The 16,883-nt window shown below is 51.4% G+C and carries 17 protein-coding genes; 8 read left to right on the forward strand and 9 right to left on the reverse strand.

Annotated elements, in window-relative coordinates; translation table 11 throughout:
• Positions 1-2: 2 nt before the first annotated feature.
• Positions 3-293 (reverse strand): YebO family protein, encoded by a 291-nt coding sequence (locus tag C5523_RS16500; protein ID WP_039079537.1) that lies wholly within the window; start codon positions 291-293, stop codon positions 3-5.
• A 74-nt stretch (positions 294-367) separates the two neighbouring features.
• Positions 368-511 (reverse strand): PhoP/PhoQ regulator MgrB, encoded by a 144-nt coding sequence (gene mgrB / locus C5523_RS16505; protein ID WP_072039749.1) that lies wholly within the window; start codon positions 509-511, stop codon positions 368-370.
• A 158-nt stretch (positions 512-669) separates the two neighbouring features.
• On the opposite strand from mgrB, the gene C5523_RS16510 reads away from it, so the two are divergent.
• Positions 670-909 (forward strand): YobH family protein, encoded by a 240-nt coding sequence (locus tag C5523_RS16510; RefSeq protein WP_039079538.1) that lies wholly within the window; start codon positions 670-672, stop codon positions 907-909.
• A gap of 33 nt (positions 910-942) precedes the next feature.
• On the opposite strand, the gene kdgR is transcribed toward C5523_RS16510, so the two are convergent.
• On the reverse strand, positions 943-1,734 hold the full coding sequence (gene kdgR, locus C5523_RS16515) for a DNA-binding transcriptional regulator KdgR (protein WP_039079539.1): 792 nt from the start codon (positions 1,732-1,734) through the stop codon (positions 943-945).
• Positions 1,735-1,911: 177 nt separating this feature from the next.
• Here kdgR and C5523_RS16520 point away from each other — a divergent pair, with 177 nt between their 5' ends.
• Positions 1,912-3,282, forward strand: coding sequence for an MFS transporter (locus C5523_RS16520; protein ID WP_039079540.1), 1,371 nt, complete (start codon positions 1,912-1,914; stop codon positions 3,280-3,282).
• A 45-nt stretch (positions 3,283-3,327) separates the two neighbouring features.
• On the opposite strand, the gene htpX is transcribed toward C5523_RS16520, so the two are convergent.
• The 4 genes from htpX to C5523_RS16540 form a co-directional block, all read right to left on the reverse strand.
• A complete protein-coding gene (gene htpX, locus C5523_RS16525; protein WP_039079541.1) occupies positions 3,328-4,209 on the reverse strand; it encodes a protease HtpX in 882 nt (293 codons plus the stop codon).
• Between the two features lie 193 nt (positions 4,210-4,402).
• The gene (gene prc, locus C5523_RS16530; protein WP_108701546.1) at positions 4,403-6,451 is read right to left on the reverse strand and encodes a carboxy terminal-processing peptidase; all 2,049 of its coding nucleotides are present in this window, start codon (positions 6,449-6,451) and stop codon (positions 4,403-4,405) included.
• A gap of 19 nt (positions 6,452-6,470) precedes the next feature.
• A complete protein-coding gene (gene proQ / locus C5523_RS16535; RefSeq protein ID WP_039078754.1) occupies positions 6,471-7,157 on the reverse strand; it encodes an RNA chaperone ProQ in 687 nt (228 codons plus the stop codon).
• A 97-nt stretch (positions 7,158-7,254) separates the two neighbouring features.
• Positions 7,255-7,752, reverse strand: a complete 498-nt coding sequence (locus C5523_RS16540) for a GAF domain-containing protein (protein ID WP_039078753.1) — start codon at positions 7,750-7,752, stop codon at positions 7,255-7,257.
• 133 nt (positions 7,753-7,885) lie between these two features.
• Between C5523_RS16540 and yebS the strand changes: the two genes are divergently transcribed.
• The 5 genes from yebS to C5523_RS16565 all read left to right on the forward strand — a co-directional run bounded on the left by yebS (position 7,886) and on the right by C5523_RS16565 (position 13,939).
• On the forward strand, positions 7,886-9,169 hold the full coding sequence (gene yebS / locus C5523_RS16545) for a membrane integrity lipid transport subunit YebS (protein ID WP_039078784.1): 1,284 nt from the start codon (positions 7,886-7,888) through the stop codon (positions 9,167-9,169).
• Complete coding sequence (locus C5523_RS16550; RefSeq protein WP_155525409.1) at positions 9,138-11,771, forward strand: PqiB family protein; 2,634 nt, start codon at positions 9,138-9,140, stop codon at positions 11,769-11,771. The genes yebS and C5523_RS16550 overlap by 32 nt, the downstream gene beginning before the upstream one ends.
• A gap of 78 nt (positions 11,772-11,849) precedes the next feature.
• Positions 11,850-13,289 (forward strand): 16S rRNA (cytosine(1407)-C(5))-methyltransferase RsmF, encoded by a 1,440-nt coding sequence (rsmF, locus tag C5523_RS16555; RefSeq protein ID WP_108701548.1) that lies wholly within the window; start codon positions 11,850-11,852, stop codon positions 13,287-13,289.
• Positions 13,290-13,403: 114 nt separating this feature from the next.
• Positions 13,404-13,643, forward strand: coding sequence for a YebV family protein (locus tag C5523_RS16560; RefSeq protein ID WP_039078750.1), 240 nt, complete (start codon positions 13,404-13,406; stop codon positions 13,641-13,643).
• Between the two features lie 104 nt (positions 13,644-13,747).
• Positions 13,748-13,939, forward strand: coding sequence for a YebW family protein (locus tag C5523_RS16565; protein ID WP_039078749.1), 192 nt, complete (start codon positions 13,748-13,750; stop codon positions 13,937-13,939).
• On the opposite strand, the gene pphA is transcribed toward C5523_RS16565, so the two are convergent.
• Positions 13,940-14,584 (reverse strand): protein-serine/threonine phosphatase, encoded by a 645-nt coding sequence (gene pphA, locus C5523_RS16570; protein WP_108701549.1) that lies wholly within the window; start codon positions 14,582-14,584, stop codon positions 13,940-13,942. It lies immediately after the preceding gene.
• 171 nt (positions 14,585-14,755) lie between these two features.
• Here pphA and C5523_RS16575 point away from each other — a divergent pair, with 171 nt between their 5' ends.
• Complete coding sequence (locus tag C5523_RS16575) at positions 14,756-15,700, forward strand: VirK/YbjX family protein (RefSeq protein WP_071195201.1); 945 nt, start codon at positions 14,756-14,758, stop codon at positions 15,698-15,700.
• A 605-nt stretch (positions 15,701-16,305) separates the two neighbouring features.
• On the opposite strand, the gene C5523_RS16580 is transcribed toward C5523_RS16575, so the two are convergent.
• A complete protein-coding gene (locus C5523_RS16580; RefSeq protein WP_039078747.1) occupies positions 16,306-16,524 on the reverse strand; it encodes a hypothetical protein in 219 nt (72 codons plus the stop codon).
• Between the last annotated feature and the right edge of the window lie 359 nt (positions 16,525-16,883).

Genomic DNA, 16,883 nt, shown 5'->3' on the forward strand with positions numbered 1-16,883 from the left:
AATTAACGCTCGGCAACCAGACGAATAAATTCGTCGTCTTTGCCTTCTTCCTCAACAACCGGTGCCGGAGCAGCGACTTCTTTTTCCGGTTCGTTCGATTCGCACAAACGACGCAACAATGCGGTCTGACGCTTTTGCTGATCTAACACTGCTTCGAGCAATTCGATTTGCTCATTCGTCCGCGAGCTTGCACGATTGATAAAGAACCACAGCACCAGCCCAACCAGCAACACCACCACCGAAACGACAAAAGACGCGATATTAAGCGCGCCTGAATTCATTAATTCGTTCATTTTACCACCTCAACCAAAGAGGTACATTTTACCACTGGCAAGACAGAAGGACATCATTAACGACAAAAAAGCCCCTACCAGGGGATATATTTATTGATGACGCAAATGCCGCTGAAAAACTGAACATCCTGGTCGCACATCACATTTAGCATTTGAGTCCAGAGCAACAGGCAGACCACCAGTACGGCGATCAGTATTAGCCATCTAAACTTTTTCACTCCACTCTCCGATACTCCACTCTATGTTACCAGGTTAGCATTAGTTCCTTAAACCGCGACTAACTGTATCTCTAATCGGAGTTTTTAGGAATGCTCGGGTGTGCGGTATACCGCCAAAACGGTAGCCTGAAAACAGTATCCAAACGCAAGGAATGAAAATGCGCACTCTTATTCGGGCAATTATTGTCGTGGCACTGGTCTGGGTTGGTATTTTGCTAAGTGGATATGGCGTGCTGATTGGCAGCCATGAAAATGCCGCAGGTCTGGGATTACAGTGTAAATATCTGACGGCCCGGGGCGTCAGCACAGCACAATATGTTCACTCAAGCAGCGGAATTATCGGGCTCACGCAATGTCCGGTACTGCGCAAAAGCGAAACCGTTGTCGATAATGGATAAACAAACGCCGCCATCAAGGCGGCGTTTTCACACTCAGAACGGGTAATCGTTATAACCCATCTGTTCAGAAATCTTACGCGCAGCATGGTGGAGCATACTGACATACTCATGCAGGCGTTCCTCGGAGAAACGCAGCGTCGGGAAGGAGATACTCAGCCCGGCAATGACGACGCCGAAACGGTCAAAGACTGGCACACCGATACAACGTAACCCTTCTTCCTGCTCTTCATTATCTTCACCATAACCCTGCTGGCGGACGATATCGAGCATCGGTAATAAATCCTCGGTACTGGTAATTGTGCGCTCGGTACTGCGTTTGTACTCTACGCCTTCAAGGATCTGCACAACCTCTTCCTTGTCACGCCACGCCAGCAATACTTTACCAATCGCGGTGCTATACAGCGGGTTGCGGCGACCAATGCGTGAATACATGCGCAGGTTATACATAGAGTCGATTTTATGGATGTAGACAATGCTGTCTTCATCCAGCGCGCCCAGGTGGATAGTCTCTTTGGTCAGGCGAGAGAGTTCACGCATCTGAATGTCGGCACTGCGGATCAGGTCTACGTTTTGCAGCGCCCGTGCACCGAGTTCGAACAGTTTAAGGGTGAGAGAGTATTTCTCTGACTCCCCTTCCTGAGCAACATAGCCCAGTGATTTCATCGTCTGCAAAAAGCGATATACGGTGCTTTTTGACATCATGACGCGCTGCGAAAGTTCGGTGATCCCGATCTCACGTTCTTCGCCAAGCGCCTGCAGAATGCCAAATACCTTCAGTACAGAAGACACAGAGTCTGGCTGTTTATCCAAATCTGCAATAGCCATTAGTCACCTCATCGCCCGTGTTTTATAAAAATCAGAATAGTTTTTTATTATAAATTTCTCGCCTGCCCGTCGCAATCCGAGTTTGGTCACTTCGTTACAAATCTGCGATATAAAACCGAAATGCGGGTGATAGAATCATTATACAAATCATTGAACAAGCAAAACCCAGCTTTTCCCATGAATAAATCCACACCAGACGGCTTACCGGTCCCACAACGCTACGGGGCAATTTTAACAATTGTTATTGGCATTACCATGGCCGTACTCGACGGCGCTATTGCGAACGTTGCTCTGCCTACAATTGCGCGGGATCTGCACGCCTCACCAGCCAGCTCAATATGGGTCGTTAACGCCTATCAGATAGCGATTGTCATCTCCCTGCTGACGTTGTCCTTCCTCGGTGATATGTTCGGCTACCGTCGCGTCTACCAGTGCGGGCTGGTGCTTTTTACGCTGACGTCCCTGTTATGCGCGCTGTCAGATTCATTACTCACGCTGACGCTTGCTCGTGTCGCGCAAGGTTTTGGTGGCGCGGCGCTAATGAGCGTGAATACTGCATTAATTCGCCTGATTTACCCCCAGCGTCAACTGGGACGCGGGATGGGAATCAACTCATTCGTGGTTGCTGTCTCCTCGGCGGCAGGCCCGACGATTGCTGCGGCTATTCTCTCTGTCGCCTCCTGGCAGTGGCTGTTTTTGATTAATGTGCCACTGGGCATACTCTCGCTGGTCCTGGCGCTGCGCTATTTGCCCGCCAATGGCTCACGCAGTGCAATGCCGAAATTCGATCTCCCAAGCGCAGTGATGAACGCGCTAACGTTTGGTTTACTGATAACCGCGATGAGTGGCTTCGCCCAGGGGCAATCCACCACACTGGTGCTCGCTGAAATCGCCGCCATGCTGGTGATCGGCACCTTCTTTGTACGTCGGCAATTGCGTTTGCCGGTGCCTCTGTTACCCGTCGACCTGTTGCGTATCCCGCTGTTCTCATTATCGATCTGTACATCAATCTGCTCTTTTTGCGCACAAATGCTGGCTCTCGTTTCCCTCCCCTTCTTTATGCAATCGGTGCTTGGGCGCAGCGAAGTGGAAACCGGTCTGTTGTTAACCCCGTGGCCGTTAGCGACCATGGTGATGGCACCGTTAGCGGGTTATCTGATTGAACGTGTCCATGCCGGATTATTGGGCGCGCTTGGGCTGGCCATGATGGCGTGCGGCTTGTTTGCGCTTGCGATGCTGCCCACAGCCCCTACGGATGCGGATATTATCTGGCGAATGGCCCTTTGTGGGGCGGGATTTGGTCTGTTCCAGTCGCCCAATAACCATACGATTATTAGTTCCGCGCCGCGTCAACGTAGCGGTGGCGCCAGCGGTATGCTCGGTACCGCGCGCCTCTTAGGGCAGAGTTCCGGGGCGGCACTGGTGGCGTTACTCTTCAACGTGTTTGATAAGAGCGGGACGCATACATCACTCCTGCTGGCAGGCATACTGGCGACCGTCGCCGCTATTGTCAGCGGCTTGCGGATCACACAGCCGCGTACGGTATAAAAAAAGCGCGTCATATGACGCGCTTTTTCATTTCAGGCTTACGCCTTATTTGAGATAAGCCCCGCTACGCAGCGCTTCGATACGTTTGTCCAGCGGCGGGTGAGTCATAAACAGCTCGCTTAACGACTTGCCTTTACCGTTGATGCAAAATGCCATCATGCTGCTGGCTTCCTGCGGCTCGTAGCTGGTTTTCAGACGCTGGAGAGCGGCAATCATTTTTTCACGACCAACGAGTTTTGCAGAACCCGCATCGGCATGGAATTCACGGTGACGCGAGAACCACATCGTGATGATGCTGGCCAGAATACCAAAGACCAGCTCCAGCACGGTCGCTACCGCAAAGTAAATCAACGGGTTACCGTTGCTCTCTTCGCCATCATCACGGTTGCCGCTAAGAAAGCCTGATGCAATCTGCGCGAGAATACGCGAGATGAAGATAACGAAGGTGTTCACCACCCCCTGAATCAGGGTCATCGTGACCATGTCGCCGTTTGCAATATGGCTAATTTCGTGGGCAATAACCGCTTCGGCTTCATCACGGCTCATATTCTGCAAAAGCCCGGTACTGACAGCAACCAGCGATGCGTCACGGCGGGCACCTGTCGCAAATGCGTTGATATCCGGCGCATGGTAGATAGCCACCTGCGGCATAGCGATACCCGCCTGGCGAGCCTGAGTAGCAACGGTATTCATCAGCCAACGTTCCATGTCGTTACGCGGCTGTTCAATAACCTCACCGCCTACGGACTTCAGTGCCATCCATTTCGACATCAGCAGTGAAACAAAAGAGCCGCCAAAACCAAACAGCAGCGCCATAATCAATAATCCCTGCACGCTGCTCGACTGAATGCCCGTCAGGCTAAGCACCAGGCCGAAGACAAGCATGACGGCAAGGTTAGTCAACAGGAAGAGCGCGATACGCATCATAATTTTCTTTTAACCTCTAATTAACAAAACGCACTATGCGATTACCCACATCGTATGGTTAATCCGGCTATTTTCAAGCATCAGAGAGCCGTAAGTGACCAGAAAGACACAACTTTACATTTTGTAGCACAATGCTTACGCCATGTGGAGCTTGTTAAAAAAACAGGCACAATTTCTTGTGCCTGCTGGAGGGTTATTTTGCGGGAGCGGGGTCAGCCGCCGGGGAATCTTTTTCAAGATGGGCAAGGTCCAGCGCGATATGGACGGTCTCATCCAGATAGGGATCCGGCTCCTGGTAATCTTTCGGCAGATCTTCCAGTTTCTTCAGCTGCGGTTTGCCTTCACGTTTGAAGCGATCGTTGAGGCGACTGAGACGAATAGCATCGTCTTCGGTGTTCTCTTTTTCACGCTGCGCATAGTTTAGCGACACGATATTCTTTTTATCTTTCAGGGCATTGAAGCGAGCAATGTCCTTCATGATGTACTGGAATTCCGGGTCTTTCGCGATACGCTCATCATGTTCCTGCAGCAACTGCGGACCAAACGGCTTCATATCGCCATACTTCGTAAAGTTAGCCGCATTGATGCTATCCCACGGCAGGGCGTTATCTTCAAACTTCTCGCCCGTTTCCGTCACCTGCGTCCCCGTCGGCATGATGATGTCCGGTGTAACGCCTTTACGCTGTGTACTGCCGCCATTGACGCGGTAGAACTTCTGGATCGTGTACTGCACTGAACCCAGCGCAGGCCATTCCGGACGCAACATCTGGTCGTAAATACGGTTCAGCGAACGATACTGCTGAACGGTACCTTTACCGAAGGTGGGCTCACCCACGATCAACGCACGGCCATAATCCTGCATCGCCGCAGCAAATATTTCAGATGCCGAGGCACTGAAGCGGTCAACCAGCACCACCAGCGGGCCTTTATAATAGACTACGCCATCGGTATCGCTGTCTTCACGGACTTTGCCATTATTGTCGCGAACCTGAACCACAGGACCTGACGGAATAAACAGACCGGAAAGGGAAACCGCTTCCGTTAATGCTCCGCCACCGTTGGTGCGCAGATCAATCACAACGCTGCTAACGTTCTGTTTTTCAAGCTTCTGCAACTGAACCTTGACGTCATCCGTCAGACCCACATAGAAGCCAGGAATATCCAGTACGCCAACTTTTTCTTTGCCGACCGTTTTCACCGACATTTTCACTGCACGGTCTTCAAGACGAATACGTTCACGCGTCAGCGTTACAATCCGCGTCTTCGTTCCTTTACCCGCAGGCAGAATTTCGAGGCGAACTTTGCTGCCTTTCGGACCTTTGATCAGCGCAACTACGTCATCGAGACGCCAGCCAATGACATCGACCATATTCTGGCCCGTCTGACCAACGCCAACGATACGATCGCCCACGCTGATGGCTTTGCTCTTCGATGCCGGACCGCCCGCTACCATCGAATTGATAACCGTGTAGTCGTCATCCATTTGCAGAACGGCACCGATACCTTCCAGAGAAAGGCTCATCTCAGTGTTGAACTGTTCCGTATTGCGTGGCGACAGATAGTTAGTATGCGGATCAATTTCGCGGGCAAACGAGGTCATCGCCAGCGAGAACACATCTTCACTGTTGGTTTGCACCAGGCGACGAATGGCAAACTTATAACGACGCGTCAGAGTATCGCGGATCTCTTTGTCATCTTTTCCAGTGAGCTTGAGACTCAACTCGTCATATTTGACTTTGCCGTCCCACAGAGCATTAAGCTCAGACTCATCCTTCGGCCATGGCGCTTTGCTGCGGTCAAGGTTGAAAGTGTCGTTGCCAGAGAAATCCATCGGACGCTCCAGCACTTTCAGTGCGTACTGGTAGCGTTCGAAACGGCGTTTTTGCGCGAGATTGTAGAGATCGTAGAAAACATCGAGTTTGCCGGTGCGGAGTTCATCACCTAACTGCGTTTTTTTCTGCGCGAATTGTGCAACATCGCTGGCCAGAAGCACGTTATGGCTGTAGTCCAGCAAATTGAGGTAACGATCGAAGATCTTTGCCGAAAAGGCTTGCTCCAAATCGAATTGACGGTAGTGAGAACGGGTAAACCGCGAGGTCACGCGTTCACTCACCGTCGCGTGCTGAGCCTCTTCCTTTAACACCGGAATTTGATCGGCTCGGGTAATATCTTCCACTGCGAAAACCTGGCCTGTTACTAATAACAGACCAGCCAACGCTGTGCGCTTAAACAAAGTGTTCATGCCAGGCCAGGCCTCCGTTTCAGAACATCAAATGTTCTGCGCGTACAATCATCGACATACCCGAAGTAAGCTGTACGCGAACGCCATCTTTGGTGATTTCCAGGACGGTGGCGTCCATCGCATTATTACCCGCTTTAACCTTGAGGTTTTGACCTACGGTCAGTGCAGATAAATCTGAAACTGGCGTATGACGTTCTTCTCGTGGCGCACGCTGGGGTTTTGCGGCAGGTTTGTCAGTACGAGGTTTACGCTCGCTATTTTCCTTACGGCGCGGTGCCGGACGAGGTTTACGCTCACGACGCGGAGCCTCTTCCGTCTCACCTGCTGCAATGGCGGCTTCGCGTTTTTTCGCTTGTTGTTCAGCGCGTTGCGCCTGAACGCGAGCTTTGGCTTCTTCAAGCTGTTTACGGGCGTGCTCAACGTGTTGCTCATCCAGAACGCCACACGGGTTACCGTCGAGATCGACACGGGTCGCACCAGCTTTGATACCGTACAGGTAACGCCAGCTTGAAGTGTAAAGACGTAAAGCGGAACGAAGCTGAGTTTTGCTGAGATTCATCTCGCCCTCAACTCGTGCTACTAGATCCTGAAAAATACCGATTTTCAGGGGACGCGCTTCGCCTTCTGCACTGAAACAGTGAGGAAAACGTTCGGACAAAAAGGCGATAACTTCTTTACTGCTATTCAACTTAGGTTGATTTTCCATGAAATTTCCTGATTACAACGGACGTTGCCAACAAGCCGCAGGCATGAACAGGCGTCATTATAATGACGCTATCCGTAAATGCTACGTTATCCGTTGATTATCCTGCGACGCTCGCAAAGAATTTTTTATAATCGGTCTGTACAAGCGTGTTTTCCAGGTGCGAAACCAGTTCACGCAACCCTTGTTCATCCTCTGCAGTAAAGCGCGAGAACGCGACGCTATCGATATCAAGTACGCCAATAATCTGATTATTCAGTGTAATGGGCAGTACGATTTCGGCATTACTGGCAGCATCACAGGCAATATGCCCGGAGAACTGATGAACATCTTCCACGCGTTGCACGCTATTTTGTGCCACAGCAGTACCGCAAACGCCGCGTCCAACCGGAATACGCACGCAGGCAATCTTGCCCTGGAACGGCCCCAATACCAGCGTATCCCCTTCAAGGAGATAGAAACCGGCCCAGTTCACGTCGCTCAGTCGCTCAAAAAGCAGCGCGCTGGTGTTAGCGAGTGTCGCTAAGAAACTGGTTTCACCTGCCATTAACGCCTGAAAATCACGGTTTAAATCCGCGTAAAATTCTATTTTGTTCATTATCCAATCACTTTATGTCTTACTTCGGTCATGCAGTTTAGCCTATTAAAATAAGCATTAAATGCATTGATGCTCAAGAAGTTCCCATCATGAGTTAAGATAGATTTATTCCTGATTTATTCATATGCATGCAATGGCCCTGAAAAACCGACAGATAACGCCTGCTAAAAAAATGGCCGTCCACGCCATCGGCGACGCCTTGCCCCGCGCACATTATCAGCGATGTCCGCAATGCGATACGCTTTTCGCCCTTCCGGTCATGAAATCGCACCAAAGTGCATTCTGCCCCTGTTGTGATGCGAAAATTCGCGACGGTCGAGACTGGTCATTAACCCGCCTGGCCGCAATGGCCGTGACGATGATACTGCTCATGCCATTCGCATGGAGCGAGCCGTTGCTGCACTTCTACCTGCTGGGAACACGCATCGACGCTAACCTGCTCCAGGGGATCTGGCAGATGACCGCACAGGGCGATCCGCTCACGGCCGCGATGGTACTGTTTTGTACCGTGGGAGCCCCGCTGGTGCTGGTCGCCGCGATCGCCTACTTATGGTTCGGTAACATACTGGGGATGAATCTCCGCCCGGTTCTGCTGATGCTGGAAAAGCTAAAAGAATGGGTCATGCTGGATATTTATCTGGTGGGCATCGGTGTTGCCTCGATCAAAGTGCAGGACTATGCCTTTCTGCAACCAGGTGTTGGCCTTATCGCTTTTGTTGCTCTGGTGATTTTAAGCATTCTGACGCTGATTCACTTGAACGTGGAGCAGCTCTGGGAGCGTTTCTACCCGCAACGACCGGCAAATCGTCCTGATGAAAAGTTGCGCATCTGCCTGGGATGTCACTTCACCGGCTTCCCGGATCCGCGAGGTCGCTGCCCGCGTTGCCATATCCCTTTGCGCTATCGCCGCCGTCAGAGCGTACAAAAATGCTGGGCTGCGCTTATCGCGTCGTTAATTTTTCTGTTTCCGGCTAATCTTCTTCCCATCTCGGTGGTTTACGTCAATGGGGCACGACAGGAAGACACGATTTTGTCCGGCATTATGTCACTGGCAAACAGTAATGTTGCCGTTGCAGGCGTCGTGTTTATCGCCAGTATTCTGGTGCCGTTTACCAAAGTTATCGTGCTGTTTACACTGCTTCTTAGCATCCACTTCAAATTTGAACAGGGGTTACGTACACGCATCCTGCTTCTGCGCTTTGTGACCTGGATTGGGCGTTGGTCCATGCTCGATCTGTTTGTCATCTCACTGACAATGTCACTGATTAACCGCGACCAGTTACTTGCTTTTACCATGGGACCGGCTGCGTTTTATTTCGGCGCAGCCGTAATATTGACTATTCTTGCTGTGGAATGGCTGGACAGCCGCTTACTTTGGGATGCACATGAGTCAGGAAACCCCCGCTTCGCCGACTGAAGCGCGTATAAAAACAAAACGCCGCATTTCACCTTTCTGGCTGCTGCCGGTCATTGCGCTGCTGATTGCAGGCTGGCTGGTTTGGGGAAGCTATAAAGATCGCGGTAATACCATCACCATCGATTTTATGTCTGCCGACGGTATCGTCGCAGGCAGAACGCCGATTCGTTATCAGGGTGTTGAAGTGGGCACCGTTCAGGATATTCGCCTGAGCGATGACCTGAAAAAAATCGAAGTGCGCGCCAGCATCAAAGCCAATATGAAAGATGCCTTACGCAGTGAGACGCAATTCTGGCTGGTCACGCCAAAAGCCTCGCTGGCGGGCGTTTCCGGGCTGGATGCATTGGTCGGGGGTAACTATATCGGTATGATGCCCGGTAAAGGGGAGCCGCAAGAGCATTTCACCGCCCTCGACACGCAGCCTAAATATCGCCTGAATAATGGCGAACTGATGATTCATCTTCATGCCCCGGATCTGGGCTCGCTTAACAGCGGGTCACTGGTCTATTTCCGAAAAATTCCGGTCGGGCGCGTTTACGATTACTCCATCAATAACAACAAACAAGGCGTCACTATTGATGTGCTGATAGAGCGACGGTTTACCAATCTGGTGAAAAAAGGCAGCCGCTTCTGGAATATTTCCGGTGTCAAAGCGGATGTGAGCCTGAGTGGCGCAAAAGTCGAGCTTGAAAGCCTCGCCGCGCTGGTTAATGGCGCGATTGCATTCGACTCTCCGGACTCATCACAGCCAGCGGCCCAGGATGATGAGTACGGTCTTTACGAAGATCTCGCCCATAGCCAACGCGGCGTGTTGATCAAGCTTGATCTCCCAGGCGGAGATGGGCTGAAAGCGGGCTCGACTGCCCTGATGTATCAGGGGTTACAGGTGGGGCAGTTAACCAAACTCAATCTCAACCCTGGTGGCGCAGTGACCGGTGAAATGACGGTGGATCCGGGCGTCGTTAATTTACTGCGCGACAATACGCGTATCGAAATGCGCAGCCCCAAAATTTCACTTGATAACCCCAATGTCAGTTCGCTTCTGACAGGCACTACGCTGGAGCTGGTTCCTGGCGAAGGTGAACCTCGCAATCACTTTGTGGTGCTTCCGGCGACAAAAAATCTGTTGCAGCAACCCGGGGTCATCACCCTGACGCTCACCGCACCGGAAAGCTATGGCATTGACGCGGGACAACCGCTGATTTTACATGGCGTACAAGTCGGCCAGGTGCTGGAGCGAAATTTAACCAATAAAGGCGTTTCGTTTGCGCTGGCTATCGATCCGCAGTACCGCGAACTGGTGCACGGTGATAGCAAGTTTGTGGTCAACAGTCGTATTGACGTCAAGATGGGGCTGGATGGCGTGGAGTTTCTCGCCGCCAGCGCCAACGAATGGCTCAGCGGCGGTATTCGTATTCTGCCCGGCAGCAAAGGCGAGATGAAGTCCAGCTATCCCTTGTTCGCTAATCTCGATAAAGCCCTGGAAAACAGCCTGAGCGACCTGCCGACAACCACCCTGACGCTCACCGCAGATACTCTGCCGGATGTGCAGGCAGGCTCGGTGGTGCTCTACCGTAAATTTGAAGTCGGCGAGATCATTACCGTGCGCCCCCGCGCCGATGCGTTTGATATCGAGGTACATATCAAGCCGGAATATCGTTCGCTGCTGACCAGCAATAGCGTTTTTTGGGCCGAAGGCGGGGCGAAAGTACAGTTGAACGGTAGCGGCCTGACGGTGCAGGCGTCGCCATTATCCCGTGCTCTGAAAGGAGCCATCAGTTTCGATAATCTCAGCGGCGCCAGTGCCAGCGCACGCAAAGGTGACAAACGTATCCTTTACGCCTCAGAAACCGCCGCACGCGCCGTGGGAAGTCAGATAACCCTGCACACCTATGATGCCGGGAAACTGGCTACGGGTATGCCGATTCGCTATCTGGGCATTGATATCGGACAGATTTCGAATCTCCAGCTCATTGCCGACAGAAGCGAAGTCCAGGCAACCGGGGTGCTTTACCCTGAATATGTACAGACTTTTGCCCGTGGCGGCACCCGTTTTTCTGTTGTCACACCGCAAATCTCTGCGGCGGGTGTTGAGCATCTTGATACGATCCTGCAGCCCTATATCAATGTTGAACCCGGTCACGGCGAGGCGCGTCGCGATTTTGAAATCCAGGAAACCACAATCACCGACTCCCGTTATCTGGACGGTTTGAACGTGGTGGTTGAAGCACCGGAGGCCGGTTCGCTGAATATTGGCACGCCTGTGCTGTTCCGTGGGATCGAAGTGGGTACTGTCACAGGCCTGATGCTCGGTTCCCTGTCAGATCGAGTAATGGTTGGCTTGCGGATCAGTAAACGTTATCAGCACCTGGTGCGAAATAATTCCGTCTTCTGGCTGGCTTCCGGCTATTCGCTGGACTTTGGCCTGACCGGCGGCGTGGTGAAAACCGGTACCTTTAACCAGTTTATTCGCGGTGGTGTGGCCTTTGCCACGCCGCCGGGGATCCCGCTGGCACCACAAGCGCAACCAGGCAAACATTTCCTGTTGCAGGAAAGCGAGCCTAAAGAGTGGCGTCAATGGGGTACCGCCCTGCCACGTTAATGCCCTACCGCTCCGGCGTGCCCGCGCCGGAGCGAGTATGTTACACTGCGCACCTCTCTGCTTTCCTTGGTATAACCTGTGGCTCAAAACGCTGTTTATCTTCCTGACGAATTTCTGGCACAAATGCGTGATTTGCTGCCAGCCCATCTCTCCTTCGACGCATTTATCGCGGCCTGCCAGCGGCCTTTACGACGCAGTATAAGAATTAATACGCTCAAGATTGCCGTTGAGGATTTTCTGACGCTGATTGCGCCTTATGGCTGGCAACTGACGCCAATTCCGTGGTGTGCCGAAGGGTTCTGGATTGAGCGGGATGATGAAGAGGCGTTGCCGCTCGGTAGCACCGCGGAACATTTAAGCGGCCTGTTTTATATCCAGGAAGCCAGTTCCATGCTGCCGGTTAGCGCCCTGTTTGCCGATGGCGAAATGCCGGAACGAGTCATGGATGTTGCGGCGGCCCCGGGTTCAAAAACCACCCAAATTGCCGCGCGTATGGGCAATCGCGGCGCCATCCTCGCCAATGAGTATTCCGCCAGCCGCGTGAAAGTACTGCACGCCAATATCAGCCGCTGCGGTGTATCTAATGTCGCGTTAACCCATTTCGATGGCCGCGTCTTCGGCCCCGCGCTACCAGAGATGTTTGATGCCATTTTGCTTGATGCGCCCTGTTCTGGCGAAGGTGTGGTGCGTAAGGATCCGGATGCATTAAAGAACTGGTCGCATGCCAGTAATCTTGAGATTGCCGCAACCCAACGCGAATTGATCGATAGTGCTTTTCATGCCCTGCGTCCGGGCGGCACGCTGGTCTATTCAACCTGTACGCTAAATCGCGACGAGAACGAAGCCATATGCCACTGGCTAAAAGCGCAATATCCTGACGCAGTGGAATTTTTGCCCCTTGATACGCTGTTTACGGGCGCGCAACAAGCGCTGACGGAGGAAGGTTTTTTACATGTCTTCCCACAAATATATGACTGCGAAGGGTTCTTTGTCGCACGGTTGCGTAAAACCGCGGCAATCGCACCGCTGCCCTCCCCAGGCTACAAAGTAGGTAACTTCCCGTTTGCCCGTATGAAGCCTAAGGAAGAGGCTCAGTTAGTTAACGCAGCGGCCGCCGTTGGCCTGCACTGGCACGAAGACCTGGTACTGTGGCAACGGGATAAAGAGGTTTGGCTCTTCCCGGCACAGATCGAGCCGCTTATAGGCAAAGTGCGCTTCTCTCGGCCTGGTATCAAGCTCGCTGAAAGCCATAATAAAGGTTATCGCTGGCAGCATGAGGCCGTCATCGCCCTGGCGGGAGTGGATAACCCGCTCGCCTTTGAACTCACGCATCAGGAGGCGGAAGAGTGGTATCGCGGGCGCGATGTTTATCCGGAAACCCCTCCGGCAAAAGATGATGTTATCGTGACTTATCAGCGCCAACCGCTGGGTCTGGCGAAAAAAGTGGGCAGCAGACTTAAAAACAGCTATCCACGCGAACTGGTAAGGGATGGTCGTTTGTTCGCCAGCAATACGTGACGGCGAGCAAAAAAACAGCATTTTCTGACTGGCATCTTGCTCTGTGTTGTACCAGGCTGAATGTTGGGCGGCTGCACTGGTCGTACCACATGACTACCATCAACGGAGAGCATTATGACGAAAGCCAACGTGCGCATTGGCGCATTCGAAATCGATGATGCCGAGCTGCAAGGAGAAAAACAGGGTGAGCGAACGTTGCGTATCCCTTGTAAATCCGACCCGGATTTATGTATGCAGCTTGACGCCTGGGACGCGGAAACCAGCATTCCGGCGATCCTTGACGGCGAACATTCAGTTTTATACCGCGAGCATTACGATCAGAAATCTGATACCTGGGTCATGCGTCTTGCCTGATTCAATGGGAACCCGTCCATGAGACGGGTTATTTACCTGCCTCATTTCCCCTGCCTCCAATCATCCCCTACAATTACATCATGCTGTAATGAACCGAGGATGGAATGTTCGCTCTGGTCTTGTTTGTTTGCTACCTGGACGGTGGGTGTGAGGACATCGTTGTGGATGTCTTTAATACCGAACAACAGTGTCTTGTCGCTATGGAAGTACAACGTCTGCGCTATGGCGGATGCTATCCGGTAGAAGATTTTATTGACGGCTTCTGGCGCCCTGCCCAGGAGTACAGTGATTTTTAACTACTGTACCTGCACTAACGTCATTTCACCGCCGAAGACGGCGCCGGTATCAATGTAATGCTGATTGCTGGCATCTACGCGATGTTTAAGCGGCGTATGGCCAAACCAAAAGTGGTCTGCACCGGCAATGGCTCCCCCCTTCCCCGCCAGATGTTCACTCAAACGCTCACGACGCCAGAGTACCGATTCTTTGTCTACGGGTTTTTGCCACGCGTAATGATCGGACGGGTAATCGGCATGGGCGATAATATTGACCCCGCTGGCGCAGTGGAGCTCAATAATGTAAGGCAATTGCTCGCATTCCCGTAGCGCATTGTAAGCCCTGTGCTGTTCCTTTTCGCTGAGGTTACTGAACCAGGTGCCGCCATTGAATGACCAGAGAGTCATCTCCCCCGCGTTAAGCGCGTCGATAGCCATCTGCTCATGGTTTCCCCTGACCGTTTTAAACCACGGTCGTTTAAGCAATTGTAGGCACTGCAGACTGTCAGGGCCACGATCAATTAAGTCGCCAACGCATATGAGTAAATCCTTATAGGGATCAAAGTGGCGCTCGCGCAGTTCATTCAACAGACGCTGATGGCAGCCGTGCAGATCACCTACGATCCAGATATGCCGCCAGGTATTCCCATCGATACGTTGATACATAACTCCCCCTTATTTTTAGTATAGAAAGGGGACTTGACTCTGCGTAATCATGTTCAAATTCGGTGCAACTTAAATCCTCGTTAAACGAACCCGAAATAAACCACAGTGTTCAGGTTAATTTGCCACGGCGTAATCCCTAGAATAGCTATTGAACATTCAGAGGGCCCTACCGTGTCTAATATCAGTCTGCAAGAAAAACACCTGCAAAATCACCATCAGCATATTATTCGCGAGCTGGTCTCCGGACGTCTGGTTCCTGGCCCTATCTGGACTAAACGAAATTATCGCCTTAAATTCCTGCTCCGTTCGCTGTTGTTCTGGTCTTCAACGGTAAAAATGCTGAGCGCATTATCGCAACGTCCGGGATTTGAGCGTTTACTGAATGCTCAGGTGACACTGCCGAGTAAATCGCATCGTCAATATCTGACGCTGGGGCTCAATGCGGCAAAGCGTGCCGATGCGATTGTTAGCCACTATCAGTGGGTTGACAGTTGCCTGTCAGCCAGGGCTGCCGATGCAATGACCGCCGTCAACCATCAGCACATCTTGCAGTGCAAAGGTAAAGATGATACCGAATTTAACGTTTTTGCCTCCTGCGCCCATAAAGCAGAGCGTGAAGGCGAAAGCACCCTGTGGCTGTATGACGGCAACAATGTCCTGCTGGCGAGCGCCACATTCAGCGTGATCGAGGAAAAAGGCCAGCGTGCCTTAGTGATTGGCGGTCTGCAGGGTCCCCGCAGAAACATCTCCCATGAAGTCATCAAAGTGGCAACACGTGCCTGCTACGGTATTTTCCCTAAACGTTTGCTGATAGAAGTGCTGTGGCAGATGTGCGCGCACACCGGCATTAGCGCGGTTTATGGCGTTAGCGATGATGGTCACGTCTTTCGCGCGTTGCGTTACCGCTTTAGCAAAGGCCGCCATTTCCATGCCAGCTATGATGAGTTCTGGGCCTCTATTGATGGTGAGAAAGATAATGCCTGGCGCTGGCGTTTGCCATTAATGCTGGAACGGAAACCGCTTGAGAGTATCCCAAGTAAGAAACGTGCCGAATATCGCCGCCGCTTCCAGTTACTCGACGATATGAATAGCAGTCTGGCCGATTTTTTCCGCTAAATATTGAGAGCAGTGGCATCACCACTGCTCTTTGTTATTACTGTTGGTATCAATACCTTTTTTATTCTCATTTTCATTGCCAGTAATTATTATTTTATTCCTATTATTTACTAAATATCTCCACACCAACATTCAACCAATAACGTGCTCTTGTCTGGCGCGCATAGCGGTTCTGCTGGTCAGCACACAAATTGATGCAGCGCATTCATATAGTAAAAAACGAGATGATACGGCTAAAACGTAACGATATATCTTTCAAGGCTTTTTTTTCATGCTACTGTGGTTTTTCCATTTAACGGCCCGGAGGGGCTATTCCAACCTTAAAATTCGTTTGTCCTGTCTGCAAAGGAAATTCGTTTTTTTTCACGCAATTTTGCCCGGATAAAAATTACCCTCACGGTGCAATTTGTTCAGGGTGTGGTTCACGTCTTACGGCAAAAGCCTGTATTCCAGTCAGACGGAGATGGCCTAAAAAAGCCTCCTGATGTGAGGCCTCGACGTGAGGCCTTTCTAACACGTGCAAAATAATTTATGCGCCATCTGCAGAACACGGGAAAATCATTTTCCCGTACAGACCACGGTTTAATCCAGTTGTTGGTGGCAGGTTAATAAAACTGACGAATGGCCTGTTCAGTTTCACGCGTAGTGACTAATTCAGAAAACTTGGCTATCAGGAACTCTTTGCCATCCAGCACATACGTTTCGATCGGCATATCAAGGAAGGAGCGCTGATCATTTCTGTAGCTGACCTTCTTTAGGTCGTCCGCCACCGAGATGTGATCGACCTTTCCACCGGGGAGTATTACCACAACATCTTTGCTCATGTCGTTATCCTCAGTTGTTTAAATTGCATACGACATTAGCACAGCCTTTCGGTCATCGTCTCTTGTTATGTTCAGGCATCATGACAAGGTTGAAGGAGAAAGCGGCGGCGCCATTATGGAAACCCACTCACCGCTCACCCATTTCTCTTCGAGACTTTGCCAGCCAGGCCTGCTGTCTAACGCTTGTTCAGGCAAAAAAAAACCGCTCGGACAGAGCGGTGAATGAAGCTTACCAGGGAATAATAATGAAGCATGGATGCAATGACTATAGCTGGCTAATTGTTGCTTAATGAAAACCAGGACGATTCTCAAAGCATATATTCTTTATAATTAGCAAACTAAGGGTCGTAACGAAGAAT

The sequence above is a fragment of the Phytobacter sp. SCO41 genome (assembly GCF_003073275.1).
GTDB lineage: Bacteria > Pseudomonadota > Gammaproteobacteria > Enterobacterales > Enterobacteriaceae > Phytobacter > Phytobacter diazotrophicus.

Bases quoted from the DNA above. Each gene is read 5' to 3' on its own strand.
- C5523_RS16500 (WP_039079537.1), bottom strand. From the start codon at position 293: ATGAACGAATTAATGAATTCAGGCGCGCTTAATATCGCGTCTTTTGTC.
- C5523_RS16510 (WP_039079538.1), top strand. From the start codon at position 670: ATGCGCACTCTTATTCGGGCAATTATTGTCGTGGCACTGGTCTGGGTT.
- kdgR (WP_039079539.1), bottom strand. From the start codon at position 1,734: ATGGCTATTGCAGATTTGGATAAACAGCCAGACTCTGTGTCTTCTGTA.
- C5523_RS16520 (WP_039079540.1), top strand. From the start codon at position 1,912: ATGAATAAATCCACACCAGACGGCTTACCGGTCCCACAACGCTACGGG.
- htpX (WP_039079541.1), bottom strand. From the start codon at position 4,209: ATGATGCGTATCGCGCTCTTCCTGTTGACTAACCTTGCCGTCATGCTT.
- prc (WP_108701546.1), bottom strand. From the start codon at position 6,451: ATGAACACTTTGTTTAAGCGCACAGCGTTGGCTGGTCTGTTATTAGTA.
- proQ (WP_039078754.1), bottom strand. From the start codon at position 7,157: ATGGAAAATCAACCTAAGTTGAATAGCAGTAAAGAAGTTATCGCCTTT.
- C5523_RS16540 (WP_039078753.1), bottom strand. From the start codon at position 7,752: ATGAACAAAATAGAATTTTACGCGGATTTAAACCGTGATTTTCAGGCG.
- yebS (WP_039078784.1), top strand. From the start codon at position 7,886: ATGGCCCTGAAAAACCGACAGATAACGCCTGCTAAAAAAATGGCCGTC.
- C5523_RS16550 (WP_155525409.1), top strand. From the start codon at position 9,138: ATGAGTCAGGAAACCCCCGCTTCGCCGACTGAAGCGCGTATAAAAACA.
- C5523_RS16560 (WP_039078750.1), top strand. From the start codon at position 13,404: ATGACGAAAGCCAACGTGCGCATTGGCGCATTCGAAATCGATGATGCC.
- C5523_RS16565 (WP_039078749.1), top strand. From the start codon at position 13,748: ATGTTCGCTCTGGTCTTGTTTGTTTGCTACCTGGACGGTGGGTGTGAG.
- pphA (WP_108701549.1), bottom strand. From the start codon at position 14,584: ATGTATCAACGTATCGATGGGAATACCTGGCGGCATATCTGGATCGTA.
- C5523_RS16580 (WP_039078747.1), bottom strand. From the start codon at position 16,524: ATGAGCAAAGATGTTGTGGTAATACTCCCCGGTGGAAAGGTCGATCAC.